The following is a 14245-nucleotide window of genomic DNA, read 5'->3' as shown; positions in this document are numbered from 1 at the left end:
CTGGGGCACTGCGTGGCCGCGCGGATCGACGCGGCGTGCTACCTGCATTCGACCCGCCGGGTGGTGCCGGGCGCGGTGACACTCACCGGATTCGAGGAGGGGCATTCGCACGCGACCTCGCATCTGCTGCAGCCGATGCCGGGGGATGTGTTCGTCGCGGGCCTGCCGCTGGTACTGGTGGACGACGAGATCTCCACCGGCGCCACCGCACTGGACGCCATCCGGGCCCTGCACGAGTTCGCGCCGCGGACCCACTATGTGCTGGCCACGCTGGTCGATATGCGCACCGATGCCGACCGCGACCGGTTCGCCGCGGCGGCCGCGGCGCTGGGCGCGCGGATCGATACGGTCTGCCTGGCGTCGGGCGCCACGGTGCTGCCCGAGGGGCTGGTGGACACCGTCGCGGAACTGCCCGCGGCCGAACTCAATCCGGTGGCGGATCGGCGCGGTGTGCCGGCGCGGCTGGATCTGCCCTGGCCGCGGGAGGTGCCCGAGGGCGGCCGGCACGGGTTCCTGCGCACCGATCGGCCCGGGTTCGAGCAGGCCACCGCCGTCGCGGGGAAAATGCTGCGCGACCAGCTGGTCACCGAGTACCCCGGACGCCCGGTGATCGTGCTCGCCCACGAAGAGCTGATGTACCTGCCGCTGTGCCTGGCCGTGGAGATCGCCGAGTCCGGGGTGCCGGTGCGGTACCAGACCACCACGCGGTCCCCGGCGTATGTCCTGGACGAACCCGGTTATCCGCTGCGCCGCGGGTTCCGGTTCCCGGCTCCCGAAACGGGTGAGGAGAAGCCGCGCTACCTCTACAACGCGTGCTGGCCCGACGATCCGGGTGCGGATCCGGTGCTGGTGTTCGTGGCCGATTCACCCGCCGACAGTGAGCGGCTCTATGCCCCGGACGGGCTGGTCGATGTACTCACCGCCGCCGGTTCCGATGTGCTGGTCGCGATCATCCGGGAGGCCGATCCGCAGGTGCTGGTGGCTGCGCGTTCGGGTGGTTTCGCCGGTCCGGCACCGTTGTCCGGTCCCGGATTCGGTTCCTACGACCGGGCCGATGTGGCGTGGCTGTTGAAGGATCTGTCCGGCGCCGACCTGGAGGCCGACACCGCCTCCCGGGAGCAGCGGATCCAGTCCGGAATCGCGCACTACGCCGAATCGCTGCCCATCGAGTACCAGCCCGACACCGCCTACCGGGAACTGTTCGACCGGGTACTGGCCGACAGCGCCGAGCGGCTGGCCCTGGCGGTGGGGACGGTGGCCGAACTCGTGGCCGCCGAACGCGGCACCGATATCGTGCTGGCGTCGCTGGCCCGGGCGGGTACCCCGGTAGGCATCCTGATCCGCCGCTGGCTGGCCGTCGGGCACGGGCAGCGCCCCGCGCTGGATATCCCGCACTACGCGATCTCGATCGTGCGCGATCGCGGAATCGACACCGTGGCGCTCGACTATCTGGCCCATCATCACGATCCCGCCTCCGTGGTGTTCGTGGACGGCTGGACCGGCAAGGGCGCGATCACCCGGGAACTGACCGCGGCGCTCGACGCGTACCACGCGGCGGGCGGCGCCCGCTTCGACGACGATCTCGCCGTCCTCGCCGACCCCGGGCACTGCGTGCGCACCTACGGCACCCGCGACGATTTCCTGATCGCCTCCGCCTGCCTGAACTCCACTGTGTCCGGCCTGGTCTCGCGGACGGTGCTCAACCGCGACCTCATCGGCCCGGATGATTTCCACGGCGCCAAGTTCTACGCCGAGCTGGCCGCCGACGATGTCTCCGGCCGGCTGATCGAGACCGTCACCGGGGCGTTCGAGACGGTCCGGCCACAGGTGAGCGCCCAGGTCGCGGCGGTTCGTTCCGGGGACCGCGTACCCACCTGGGCCGGCTGGGCGTCGGTGGAACGAGTGCGCGCCGAATACGGGATCGACAGCGTGAACTTCGTGAAACCGGGTGTGGGGGAGACCACCCGGGTCCTGCTGCGCCGAGTGCCGTGGCGGGTGCTGGTCCGGGAACCGGACGCACCCGAACACGCCCATATCCGGCTGCTGGCACAGGCCCGGGCGGTGCCGGTAGAGGTCGTGCCGGATCTGGCGTATTCGTGCATGGGCCTGATCAAGGATGTGCAGCGGTAGATGTCTGCCTCGAAACCACTGCTGGTCGCCACGGATCTGGATCGCACCATGATCTACTCCGCCGCGGCCGCCGGTACCGCCGCGGCGGCGACGATCTGTGTGGAGCATCTCGACGGCTCGCCGCTGTCGTTCATGACCGCGGCCGCCGCGGACCGGCTGCGGGAACTGGCCGCCGCGGCGGCGGTACTACCCACCACCACCCGGACCATCGAGCAGTTCGGCCGGATCCGGCTGCCCGGGGCGCCCTGGCCCTACGCGGTCACCAGCAACGGCGGGAACATTCTGGTCGACGGGGTGCCGGATGTGCGGTGGCGCCGGGGGATCGAGGCCGCGGTCCGGGCCGGCGGGGCCGGGCTCGCCGAGGTGCAGACTGCGCTGCGGGCCCGGATCGACGATTCGTGGGTGCTCAAGTTCCGTGAGGCCGACGGCCTGTTCTGCTATCTGGTGGTGGACCTCGCCGCGACTCCCCCGGATTTCCTGGCCGCCTGGGACGCCTGGTGCCGGGAACGCGGTTGGACGGCCTCGCGGCAGGGTCGCAAGATCTACACGATGCCGAGTGCGGTGTGCAAGAGCCGGGCGGTGGCCGAGGTCCGGGCCCGGCTCGTCGAATCCGGCGCATTGGCCGCCGCGGCGCCGACCCTGGCCGCCGGTGACGGCGCGCTGGATGCCGAAATGCTCGCCGCGGCCGATCGTGCCATCCGGCCCCGGCACGGTGAACTCGACGAGCTCGGCTGGACCCGGCCGGGCCTGACCGTCACCGCCGCCGCCGGTATCGAGGCGGGGGAAGAGATCCTCGGCTGGTTCGCCGCCGCGCTCGCCGGTCCGGTGGCCGCGGGGGCGGCGGGTTAGAGCATGCGCCGCCGGGCCCGCGCTTCGGCGCGCGACCGTCGCAACGAGACCCGCGACCACACGGCGTCCTGCAACGCCAGCGTCGCCCAGCCCGCGATCGCCATCCCGGCCAGGTTCACCACCAACTGCAGGGCGCTGCCCCAGATGGCCGAACCGGCGCCGAAGGCCAGGCCGAGCGCGATATTGCCCGCTGCCGGGACAGTGGTCACCGAGATGAACACGCCGACCAGCCCGCTCGATTTGGCGGAGGTCAGCGACAACACCCCGGCCGCCGCCGCGATGAGCGCGACGATGAACGACCACTTGTCCGGTGTGTAGATGAACGACGTCTCCGGGCGGTCGCCGGTGACGACATCGACGGTTATCCAGCCGAACAGCCGGCCGAGCAGGACGAGCGCGAAGGTGACCGCGATGGCGGCGCCGAACCCCATCGCCAGCGTGGCGACAGCACGGCCGAACAGCGCGGCCCGGCGCCGGACCAACGCCACACCCAGCGCGGCGATCGCGCCGAACTCCGGACCGAGCACCATCGCGCCGATCACCAGGATCTGTGAATCGACCACGATCGCGATACTGGCCAGGGCCGTGGCGAGCGTCATGAAACTCACATAGGTCCAGTTGAGTTCGGTCTCCTCGTAGGAACGCTGGGTGACATCGGCCCAGACCACCGAATCGGCGCTGTAGCCCGGAGTTCGCAGCTCGGCCAGATATCCGGACAGCGACATCCAGGTGGATATCTGTTCCACTTCGATACTGCCGCGATGGTGCAGGCCGATCGCACGGAGGCGTTCGAGGACGTCGTTGGCGGCTTCGCGGGCCAGATCCGCGAACACCACATCGCCCTTCGGCCGCAGCGAACTTCCGCGGAGGACCGCCAGTCCGCTCACCGCGTCGTCGGATTCCAGGATCGTCACCACATCGTCGGTCAGATCGGCGGGCGACATTATCCGCACATGCAGCATGGGCCAAGTCTGCCGGGCGGTACGGCGATCCGCAGCCGGACGGGTCCGGTCGCGTGCGGACTCAGTATCCCTGCTGACCCGCGAGCTGCTGGGCGATGACTCCCTGGAGCCGCTGCAGGCCCGGGACGGTGATCCCGCTCTGCAACTGACCCTCGATGGTGCGGATCAGGGCCGCGTCGCTGAGTACCTTCTCACTCGACTGGATGAGAACGGTTCCGGCGCCGGTGAAATCGAACTGGCGCTCCTCGCCGGAGGTCACGCCGAACGCGGCCGCCCCGGCGGCCAGGAACCCCGAGACCCACCGCTGGTCGTAATGATGGCTGGGCGACGGGCAATCCGCCCAGCCCACCAGCGATTCCGGATCCACTCGCAGCGGCGGTTCGGCGAAGATCACCGGACCGTTCGAGGAGGCCAGGAATTTCCCCGTGCCGATCAGCGTCAGGAAACCCGGGACGATCGACTGATTCAGCGACAGTCCGGGCTCGAAGGCCAGCAGATTCGCCGCGCGGATGGTGAGGTTGCCGTCATCGAGGTCGTAGGAGTTGATGTCGTAGCCGCGGTCACCGATCAGCAGTTTGCCCTGCCCCTCGGCGACCACGTAGTCGCCGGTGAACAGCGGCGCCGAGAACTGGTTCGCCACCATGTTCAGAAGATGACCCTGCAGGCCGTGGGTGAGCGCCTGGAACCGCATCTGCCCGTAGTAGGCGATCATCGCGCCCTTGCGCATGAACCACGGCTTGTTCAGATCGATGCAGTAGGTGTAGCTGTTGCCGGGGACGTTGTCGCTTTCCCCGAGGTTCATCGGGTTGAGGATCTCGCTCACAGTTTCTCCTCGGATGCCTGTACGTACACCAGACCCTGGCCCGCGCACTGCAGTTGCATGGCCTCGCCGGATCCGCGCCCCACCGCGTCCCGCCAGCTCATCGCGGCCTTCAGATCGGTCTGCACGTTCCCGTAGGAGGCGATGAAGGCCTGTGGGTCGACCACCACCGGATTCGGCCCGCCCACCTGCAATTCGAGGAAACCACCGTGGGCCAGCAGGACGGCGCTGCCCTGACCCGACAGCTGGGTGGTGAACATGCCCTGACCGGTGAGCGCACCGGAGGCGGCGCCGCGCAGGGCACCCATCAGACCACCGCCGCCGCCACCGCCGGAGCTCGCGACCGACACCACCGAGGTCTGCAGGCCGGCGGTGTAGGCGAGCAGCCGCGACGCCTCCACCTGCAGTACCGCCCCCGGCTGTACGTGGACGATCTGCACTTCCAGCCCGGCGTAACCGTAATGGACGCTGCCGCTGCCCTGCGCGAGCATGGTGCGCTGGTGCTCGCCGGCCATCATCTGCCCGGCCATGCGCAGCAGCCCGCCGCCGCCCATCCCGGCGCCGCCCGGTATCTCGTGCGGTGCGAAAGAGACGTCGCCGGTGTAGAAGAGCATGCCGCCGGCCCGGGCGACCACGCCGCCGGCCGTGGCGATATCGACGGCGACGACCTTGGAATTGATCTGCTCGAACATGACCTACCGTTCCGCCGGTTGGATCGAGACCACGCCCTGCCCGTCCCAGCGCAGCGAGAACGCCTCGCCGCCACCCTGCCCGATCGCGGCACGCCAGGAGACATCGGTGACGAAGGACTGGTTGAGATTGCCGCGAGCGGCGACGAACGCGTCGGGGTCCACCACCAGCGGGAACTGCGGTGAGACCTCCAGGTGGATGAGCGGCCCGCCCGCCGAGAGCAGGGCGACCTGTCCCTGGCCGCTGACCGTGGTGGTGAACAGCCCCTGGCCGCTGGACGCCCCGCGCACCCCGGCGAATCGCACATCGGTGCGCAGATTCCCGGCGAAGGCCAGCAACTGCTGCGACTCGACCTGCAGGGTCTCGTTGTTCAGGTTCACCACCGAGACGTACTGGCCGTTGACCGCCAGGAAGACCCGGCCCTGCCCGCCGCATTCCATCAGCGAGAGCTTCTCGCCGGTGGCGCGGCGTTTCATCCCGGCCAGTACCCCGTCCCCGCCGCCGAATCCGGCCGATTTGAACTGCACAGCGCCCTCGTAGGCGACCATCGAGCCGGAGATGGCGCGGATACTGGTGTTCGCCAGGTGCACCTCGATCACCTTCTTCGACTTTTCGAAGAGTTGTGCCATGCAGAGTCGCCTGTTCTCGCCGCCCCGGAGCCCGGCCCGCTGCCGGTGCTCATCCGTCGCCGTCACCCTAACCGCCGCAGGCAGACCCAGTCCATGCGCGGCCGCGCACCATCGGCCTGCTCCGGACGGCCGGCCGCCGTGGTCGGGGCGGCCCCGACCCGCCCGCCGGAGGCGGGGCAGATGGACACAGCTCCGGGTGTTAACGGAGGTCGTGCGCGCCACCTATCTCGTACAGTGGCATCCATACGCACCGACAAGCGAAGGGTCTGACTTGTCCGCAACACTCGCCAAGGGCCAGAACGGTCCACTGGCCACGAACGATGTGGTGGTTTCCATCCAGTTGGCGGCTCCGGCCGATCTGTCCGCCCTATTGGTGACCGAGCAGGGCAAAGTCCGGTCCGACGCGGATTTCGTCTTCTACAACCAGCCCAGCGGTCCGGGGGTGAACCTGCGGCCCGGACCGGCCGGACAGCCCGCTTCGCTGGCGGTGGATCTCGGCGCGGTTCCCGCCGATATCGCGCAGGTCCGCGCGGTCATCACCCTCGATGACCCGAACGCGAATTTCGGGCAGTTCGCGGCCCCGGTCGCCTACGTATCGGATCAGTCCGGCGCGCAGCTGTTCGAATACCGGATCGATGGGCTGGCCACCGAATCCATCGTGATCGCGCTCGAACTCTACCGGCGCCAGGGCGCGTGGAAGGTGCGCGCGGTCGGGCAGGGTTACGCGGGCGGTTTCGCCGCGCTGGTCACCGATCACGGTGTCACCGTCGACGATTCCCCGGCCGAAACGCAGATCGCGCCCCCGGCCGCCGCGCCGCCTCCGCCGCCCGCGCAGCAGACGGCGCCGGTACCGCCGCCCGCCCAGCAGGCCTACCCGACCCAGCAGCAACCGCCGGCTCCGCCCTACCCACCGCAGAGCGGGGGCTATCCGCCGCCGGGTGGTGGTTACCCGCCCCAGGGTGGCGGCTATCCGCCGCCGCCCGGTCCGGGTTACCCACAGCAGCCCGCTGCGGCCGCACCCACCCAGCAGCATCCCGGCGAGATCAGTCTGAGCAAGACCGGGCCGGTGAGCCTCCAGAAGGGGCAGCGCGTCAGCCTGCGCAAAGAGGACGGTGCGGCGCTCACCTTCGTCAAGATGGGCCTCGGCTGGGATCCGGTGCAGCAGCGCGGATTGTTCGGCAGCCGGACGGTGGATATCGACCTCGACGCCTCGGTGGTGATGTTCGCCGATATGAATCCGGTGGATGTCGCCTACTACGGACAGCTGACCTCCAAGGACGGTTCGGTCCGGCACCAGGGCGACAACCTCACCGGTGAGGGCGCGGGCGACGACGAGGTGATCCTGGTCGACCTCACCCGGCTCCCCGCTCATGTCAACAACCTGATCTTCGTCGTGACCTCGTACAAGGGGCATACGTTCGGTCAGGTGCAGAACGCTTTCTGCCGGTTGATCGACGGCGCCAACAACGCGGAGCTGGCCCGTTATTCGCTCACGGGCGGCACGCCGACCACCGCCATGGCCATGGCGAAGCTGTTCCGGGCCGGCAACGATTGGAAGATGCAGGCCATCGGCGAGGGCTTCAACGCCAAACATCCCGGTGAGGCGATTCCCCAGCTGGGCCGGTTCCTGGCGGTATGAACGGCGTCGGGGGACAGGCGATGAAGCAGTTGCAGGCGGGCCAGAACATCCCGCTGGGCGGCGGGGTGACGCGCTTCCAGGTGAACGCGGCGGTACCGCTGACGGTTTCGGCGCTGGTGGTGGCCGCGGACCTGCGAGTCGGTTCGGCGGCCGATGTGCTGGTGCCGGAGCGTCCGGCCGGTCCGGGGGTCCGGCTCGAGGAGGCGGCTGTGGTCGTCACGCCGGCCGAGGTACGCGCCGATGCCCAGGCGGTGCTGCTGGTGGCCGCCGCGCAGAACGGGATCGGCGTGGTGACCGCGACGCTGTCGGAGAACGATGCCGCGGTGGCCGAGTTCGTGATCGCCCCGCAGGCCGGGGAGACCGCCCTGATCTGCTTCGAGTTGTACCGGCGCGGTGCGGGCTGGAAGCTGCGCGCGGTGGGTCAGGGGTATGCGGGTGGTATCGGTGAACTGCTCCGGGCGCACGGTGCGGACGGATTCGTCACTGCCGCACCGGTCTCGGCGGCGGCCGCCCCCACCGTGCCGGCCGCGACGGTGGCCGCCCCGACCGCAGCGGCCACCGCGCCGGGCACGCAGGCCGAGGTCCCGCCCCTGGAGGTCGGGCACGGGCTGGAACGCCTGTGGATGATCTTCGAGGATGCCGCGCGTTCGGCCGCCGCCCTGGAATCGGCGCGCGGTTACGCGGCCGAACGGCTGGACCAGGAACTGTCGGCCGCGGTCTCCGATCCGGCCACCCGCAACACCCCCGCCGCCGACGCCGCGCGGGCGGCCGCCCAGCGGCGCCACGACGAGCTCACGGCGACCGCCGAGCAGAATCACCGGCGCGACAGCGCCCAGTTGCAGCGTGAACTGCAGGAGGCCGACTCGGTGCTGCCCGCGGCGCTGGCCTCGTGGAAATCCGCCGCCTGGGATCGCCCGGCCGCTCCGGCGGACGGTATCCGGCTCGGCGAGCTCTACGCGCTCGACCGTGGCGCGCTACGGGTTCCCTACTGTGTGCCCGTCCCGCTGAATCGCCCGCTGTGGGTGGACACCGAATCCTCGGCGGCGGTAGCGCCGGTGATCGGCGCCCTGCTCGCCCGGCTGATGCGGGCCGCGCCGGGCCGCCGCACCCTGGTCGACATCATCGACCTCACCGGTGCATTCACCGGCTTCACCGGGATGCTGGCGCCGGTGCTGGCGGGTCCACCGATCACCGATCACTCCGATATCTCACCGCGGCTACAGCAACTCGTGGACGCCGCCGAACTGGCGGAGATGGCATACAACTCCGGGCAGGCGACGCCGCCGGCCGAGCACCGTATCCTGCTCGCGGCGGATTTCCCGCACGGCTATCAGGCGGCGGACGCGCAGCGGCTGGTGGCGTTGCTGGCGCGCGGGGATCTCATCGGATTGTCGACCATCATCGTCGGCAGCGGTGAATCCGACTCCGGGGACAGTGCGGTGGCCACCCTGTCGGGTGCGTGCCGGCATCTGCCGACGGTCACCGGAACCCCGCTGTTCGATCCGTGGACCGGTAACGCCTGGCAGCTGGACCTGGATCTGCTACCGCACGAACCGGAACAGCGAGCGCGGATTCTGCGCGCGGGCTGAGCCGGTCGACAGAGGCGCGCCGGTCGCCTCGCTGCGGCGGTGTCGCCGAAAGCGGTGCCGAGGTCGGCGACGAGGTCGGCGACGAGTTCGCCCCGGCCACGCCGCGAGCGTGTCGTTCTCGAGGACGGCGCCGGTGCGGTGATCAGCCGGTCAGATCGACCACGCAGGTATCGACGGCGAGGACGAGGGGATCGCCCGGCGAGATGCCGAGCTCGTCACTCGCTCGGGGAAAGCTCGTTTCGTTGCGAGCGCCACCCGTCGAGGAGTACACCGCGCCGTCACGCACGATCCACACATCCGAACGAGCGTCCATATCCCCCACCGCGTCCAGGGTGGTCGCGCCGAAATACGTTGTACCGTTTTCCTCGATCACCGTGCCGTTGGCGAGCTGGTGCCCGTCCGTGGTGAGCCCGGCGGCGACCAAGGCGACGAGTTCGGCGCTCGCCGGGGCGCACCGTGGGTCGGAATAGGCGGCCGCGGCCGCGGGGGGCGCAGACGCGGTTGTGGAAGTCTGCGGCGGGGCTGCCGGACTGCTGTTCGTGCTGTTCGCCTCGACGGGTGCCGGCGCCACCGGAGCCGGTGTCGGCGCGGCCGCGTTGCTGGTGGTCCGGACCGGTACCGCTTCTTCGGCTGCCGTGTCGTCGTCGCCGATCAGGCCGACGACGACGCCGAGTATCACCATGGCGACGAGGGCGATCCCGGCAACGATCAGTATGTTGCGGCTTGTGCGCCCTCGCCGAGCGTTGTTTTCGAGCTGCTGTCGGTTGTGCACCGAAGTCCCCTGACTGATTGCGGTGACGCGCGAAGGCGCCTACGACGTCCTGACCATGGATCGCCGACTGCGTCTCCCGTGTTTCACTTCCGGTCGCATCTCGAACCCGGATACGTACGACGTCAGCCGAGGCGTGCGGGCGGCCGGGTCTCTCGCACCGTTTCCACCGGTGCCGCGGCGACAGCGGTCTTGCGCTGACCGGTCCGGGCGGCGGTCACCGCGCCGGTCCAGTGCGTGTCGAGGGAGATGCGGGGACGCAACACTTCCGGTAGCCACGGCAGCAGCGGGTCCGGGGCGCGGTCGACCACTCCGCCGACCGGATCGTCCAGATAGTCCCGGCGCACCAGATCCTCTTCGGGGCGGTAGATCTGCCGGACGATCAGCACACACAGTCCGATCACCGCGAGGTCGCGCAGCAGCACGGTCGCGGTGAACCACTGCTCCGGCAGACCCTTGCGGTCCTCGCCGAGGTAATAGAACATGCGCGGCACCCAGACCAGAGCGTCGATCGTCATCCACGCCAGCAGCAGCCGCCGGTGTGGGAGGGCCAGCACCGCGACCGGCACCAGCCACAGCGAGTACTGCGGGCTCCACACCTTGTTCGTCAGCAGGAACGCGGCGACGACCAGGAAGCACAGCTGGGCCAGCCGGGGCCGGCGCGGGGCGGTCAGGCCGATATAGGCGATACCGAGACAGGCGGCCACGAACAGCAGCAGCGAGATCAGGTTGAGGAGGGTGGGTGGTTCCCCGTGCCGCAGCGCCCCGTCGAAACCGGACCAGTCGGTGAACGACATCACCACGTTGTAGAGCGAATCGGGGTCGGCGTGCCGGGTGGTGTTGAGCCGGAAGAATTCCCGCCAGCCGTCCGGGTACAGCAGCGCGATCGGCAGGTTGACCAGGGCCCAGGTGGCCACGGCGCCGCCGCCGGTCAGTGCGGCCGCGCCGAGCGGGCGGGTGCCGAGCAGGTGGATACGCGCGGGGATCTCCGCCAGCCAGGTGCGCAGCGCCGCGACACTGTCGATATCGCGCAACCGGGTCGCCTGATGCGCGCGGGGGGTGCGCTGCATCGGATCGGCACGCAGGCACAGCACCACGATGGGGCCCAGCAGTAGCAGCGGGTACAGCTTCGCCGCGCCACCCAGCCCCAGCAGGACACCGGCCAGCAGTGGCCGCCGGCGGGCCCACGCGAGCAGACCGAGTGCGGCGAACGCGGTCGCCAGGAAATCGAAGTTGGTGAAGGCGTGCACGATGACCAACGGTGAACACGCGACCAGGGCCGCGTCCCATACCCGGCGCCCGGACAGCAGCGCGGTCGCCCAGATGGTGACGAGCCAGGCCACCGAGAGGCCCAGGGCCACCACATTGAAGTACAGGACCACCTGCAGCGCCCCCGGGAGCGGACTTGCGTCCCAGCTCTTGGCCACCAGCATGGAGACGTACTGGTACATACCCGACAGCACCGGATACTCCATGTGCCGGACCTCGGTGCCGCCGCCGGGCGTCTCCTCCACCCAGGACTTCTTGTACGGGAACGCGCCCTCGTTGAGGCGTTCGGCGCCGTACAACGGCACCGTGTCCGAATAGCACATGGCCGTGTACTGGCGGCCGTTGTTCCAGTCGAGGGTGAGCAGTCCGCCGGTGGTGGTGGTCTGCTGGATGCAGCCGGCCTTGGCGAACCAGCCGAAGGCCAGGAAGATCACCGTGAACGCGAGCAGCACCCGCATCGGAGTCCAGAACCGGGCCCGTCCGATCAGCGCGTGATCGCCGACCGGGCCGCCCACGACCGTGCACAGCTGGGCGGTCATCGAATCGTTGCGGCTGGGCTTGTCCCGCGCGTCGGCCGAACGCAGATCCCGGGCTAGCGGTGCGGGTGAGTCGTAACCGGTTGTGGCGGCTCGGCCGGTTCGCCCGTTTCCGGGACCTACACCGTCGTCCGGCCCACCCACCAGTCGCTGCTCACTCACGGCACCCGAGGTTACCTGTTACCGGGGTCCCGGCCCGGACCGAGCCGGGACCCCCGGACAGTGTTGCGGGTTTATCCGCCCGAGTCCGGACGGCTGTCGCCGCCGCTGTCACCGCTGTCCTCACTGTCACCGCCGGTATCGGTACCACCGCCGGCGCCGGGCGCCTGGGTGACCGTCGGGGCCGTACTGGTCTGTCCGGCGGTGGGCTGTCCGGGTAGCGGGCCTTCTCCGTTGTTGCCCTGCGGCTGGTTCTGCGGCTGCTGCTGGCTACGCGGGTTGGGCTGTACCCCGGGCACCGGAATGGTGATACCGGGCAGGATCTCGACCTGGCTCGGCTGGATCACCACCGGGGGCTCGAAGGTCGGCATCGTGGTGGACGGCGCGGTGTAGGGGGCCGTCCACTTCGGCACACCGGCCTGGCCCTTGATCGGCGCGGGTTTGGGGAACTTCTCGTTGGGCGTGCCCTCGAGGGCACCGTCCATCGTGGCCTTCCAGATATCCGAGGGCAGGCTGGAACCGTAGATCATCGCGCCGCCGTAGTTGCGCAGCGGCGAGTTGTCGGTGGTGCCGACCCAGACCGCGGTGGACAACGACGGGGTGTACCCCACCATCCACGCGTCCTTGTTCTCACCGGTATCGCCCAGCTGCGCGGTACCGGTTTTGGCGGCCGAGGCGCGGCCGCCGGCAAGGCCGTGGTTACGGGAGTAGGCGGCGATCGGTTCCATGGCCGCGGTGACATTGTCGGCGACGGCCTCGGAGACCCGCCGTTCCCCGGCCACATCGCCACGATCGAGCAGCACCGTGCCGTCCGCCGAGACGACCTTGCTCACGAAATGCGGCTTGTGGTACATGCCCGAGGCGGCCAGGGTCGCGTATGCGGACGCCATGTCCAGCGGCCGGGCCTGGTACTGGCCGAGGACGATACCGTTGTTCGGCCCGGAGCCGTCCGGCTCGGTCAGGGTGGGGCCGAGACCCGGGAGTTCTTCCGGGATCCCCAGTTTGTGCCCCATATCGGCGATCTTCTGCGGACCGTTCTGCATTTCCAGCTGCATCCGGTAGAAGCTGGTGTTCAGCGAACGTTTGAGCGCCTCGGCGATGGTGCACACGCCGCACTGCTCACCTTCGACGTTGGTGATCTCGATACCGTTCACCGTGATCGGCGAGCTGTCGTACATCTGCGACAGCGGGACACCGTTCTCCAGGTTCTGTGCCAGGCCGATCACCTTGAACGAGGAACCGGTCTGCAGGGCGGCATTGGCGAAGTCGTAGCCGTAACCGTCCTCGCCGCCGTAATAGGCGCGTACCGCACCGGTTTTCGGATCGATCGAGGCCACCGCGGTGCGCAACTTGTCCGGTTCGCCCTCGAGGTTCTTACGAGCCGCGTCGACGGCGGCCTGCTGCGCTCTGGCGTCGATGGTCGTGGTGATCTGCAGACCGGAGGTGTTCAGCTGCTGTTCGCTGATACCCGCTTCGGAGAGTTCCCGCAGGACCTGCGCTTTGACATGGCCCTCCGGCCCGGCGGCCTCGGTCGTCTCCCCGGCCTTGGCCGACGACACCACCTGCGGATAGGTCAGGCCGGTCCGTTCGCCCCGGTCGAGATTGCCACCGGCGACCATACCGTCGAGGACGTAGTTCCAGCGGGACTTGGCGCCGTCGGGATTCGATTCGGGATCCAGCAGCGACGGCAGCTGGATGGTCGCGGCCAATACCGCGCCCTCGGCCACGCTCAGATCCTGTACCGGCTTGTCGAAGTACGCCTTGGCCGCGGCATTGATGCCGTAGGCGCCACGCCCGAAGTAGATGGTGTTCAGGTAGGCGGTGAGGATTTCGTCCTTGCTCCACTGCCGGGCCATCTTCGCCGAGATCACCAGCTCGTGCAGCTTACGGGTGAGGCTGCGTTCGTCACCGACCAGAGCGTTCTTCACATACTGCTGGGTGATCGTCGAACCACCACCGGCGCTTTCGCGTCCGAGGACGTTATCGCGGGCGGCGCGGGCGAAACCGGAGATCGAGAAACCGGGGTTGCTGTAGAAGTCCCGGTCCTCGGCGGCGATCACCGCGTTGCGTACATGCGGCGGAATCTGATCGATCGTCACATCGGTGCGGTTGCCCTCCGGCGGCACCACGCGGGTGATCTCGGTTTCGCCGTCGGCCGCGAGAATCGTTGCGACCTGGTTGGTCTTGAGATCGCCGGGCTCGGG

The 14245-nt window shown here is 69.3% G+C and carries 11 protein-coding genes; 4 read left to right on the top strand and 7 right to left on the bottom strand.

What is annotated here, in order from left to right; genetic code table 11:
• Positions 1-2130 (top strand): phosphoribosyltransferase domain-containing protein (locus ON38_RS24915; RefSeq protein WP_083873068.1); only part of this gene is annotated, 2130 nt, incomplete at its 5' end.
• Entirely contained in the window at positions 2131-2979 is an 849-nt protein-coding gene (locus ON38_RS24910; RefSeq protein WP_039827419.1) for an HAD family hydrolase, read from the top strand.
• Here ON38_RS24910 and ON38_RS24905 read toward each other — a convergent pair.
• From ON38_RS24905 to ON38_RS24890, 4 genes are all read right to left on the bottom strand, one after another.
• Complete coding sequence (locus tag ON38_RS24905) at positions 2976-3941, bottom strand: DUF389 domain-containing protein (RefSeq protein ID WP_039827418.1); 966 nt, start codon at positions 3939-3941, stop codon at positions 2976-2978. The genes ON38_RS24910 and ON38_RS24905 overlap by 4 nt on opposite strands.
• Positions 3942-4002: 61 nt before the next feature.
• Positions 4003-4764, bottom strand: a complete 762-nt coding sequence (locus ON38_RS24900) for an AIM24 family protein (protein WP_039827417.1) — start codon at positions 4762-4764, stop codon at positions 4003-4005.
• Positions 4761-5453 carry an AIM24 family protein gene (locus tag ON38_RS24895; RefSeq protein WP_039827416.1) on the bottom strand — a complete coding sequence of 231 codons (693 nt, stop codon included), beginning with the start codon at positions 5451-5453 and terminating at the stop codon, positions 4761-4763. Before ON38_RS24895 ends, ON38_RS24900 begins: the two co-directional genes overlap by 4 nt.
• A 3-nt stretch (positions 5454-5456) precedes the next feature.
• The gene (locus ON38_RS24890; RefSeq protein ID WP_039827415.1) at positions 5457-6080 is read right to left on the bottom strand and encodes an AIM24 family protein; all 624 of its coding nucleotides are present in this window, start codon (positions 6078-6080) and stop codon (positions 5457-5459) included.
• 271 nt (positions 6081-6351) lie between these two features.
• Between ON38_RS24890 and ON38_RS24885 the strand changes: the two genes are divergently transcribed.
• Positions 6352-7719: a TerD family protein gene (locus ON38_RS24885; RefSeq protein WP_039827414.1), complete on the top strand. Its 1368-nt coding sequence runs from the start codon at positions 6352-6354 to the stop codon at positions 7717-7719.
• Complete coding sequence (locus ON38_RS24880) at positions 7716-9308, top strand: TerD family protein (protein ID WP_245564186.1); 1593 nt, start codon at positions 7716-7718, stop codon at positions 9306-9308. Before ON38_RS24885 ends, ON38_RS24880 begins: the two co-directional genes overlap by 4 nt.
• A gap of 142 nt (positions 9309-9450) precedes the next feature.
• Here the strand turns inward: ON38_RS24880 and ON38_RS36850 are convergent, their stop codons facing one another.
• From ON38_RS36850 to ON38_RS24865, 3 genes are all read right to left on the bottom strand, one after another.
• Positions 9451-9990: a DUF2510 domain-containing protein gene (locus ON38_RS36850; RefSeq protein ID WP_174372460.1), complete on the bottom strand. Its 540-nt coding sequence runs from the start codon at positions 9988-9990 to the stop codon at positions 9451-9453.
• A 212-nt stretch (positions 9991-10202) separates the two neighbouring features.
• A complete protein-coding gene (locus tag ON38_RS24870; RefSeq protein ID WP_245564187.1) occupies positions 10203-11930 on the bottom strand; it encodes a glycosyltransferase family 87 protein in 1728 nt (575 codons plus the stop codon).
• 185 nt (positions 11931-12115) lie between these two features.
• Positions 12116-14245 (bottom strand): transglycosylase domain-containing protein (locus ON38_RS24865; RefSeq protein WP_039827413.1); only part of this gene is annotated, 2130 nt, incomplete at its 5' end.

Source organism: Nocardia testacea NBRC 100365, from assembly GCF_000308775.1.
In the GTDB taxonomy this organism is placed as follows: Bacteria; Actinomycetota; Actinomycetes; order Mycobacteriales; family Mycobacteriaceae; genus Nocardia; species Nocardia testacea.
The sequence above is the reverse complement of the archived record's forward strand: the minus strand, read 5'-3'. Positions and strand labels throughout refer to the sequence as shown.

Bases quoted from the DNA above. Each gene is read 5' to 3' on its own strand.
- ON38_RS24890 (WP_039827415.1), bottom strand. From the start codon at position 6,080: ATGGCACAACTCTTCGAAAAGTCGAAGAAGGTGATCGAGGTGCACCTG.
- ON38_RS24880 (WP_245564186.1), top strand. From the start codon at position 7,716: ATGAACGGCGTCGGGGGACAGGCGATGAAGCAGTTGCAGGCGGGCCAG.
- ON38_RS24905 (WP_039827418.1), bottom strand. From the start codon at position 3,941: ATGCTGCATGTGCGGATAATGTCGCCCGCCGATCTGACCGACGATGTG.
- ON38_RS24895 (WP_039827416.1), bottom strand. From the start codon at position 5,453: ATGTTCGAGCAGATCAATTCCAAGGTCGTCGCCGTCGATATCGCCACG.
- ON38_RS24910 (WP_039827419.1), top strand. From the start codon at position 2,131: ATGTCTGCCTCGAAACCACTGCTGGTCGCCACGGATCTGGATCGCACC.
- ON38_RS36850 (WP_174372460.1), bottom strand. From the start codon at position 9,990: ATGGTGATACTCGGCGTCGTCGTCGGCCTGATCGGCGACGACGACACG.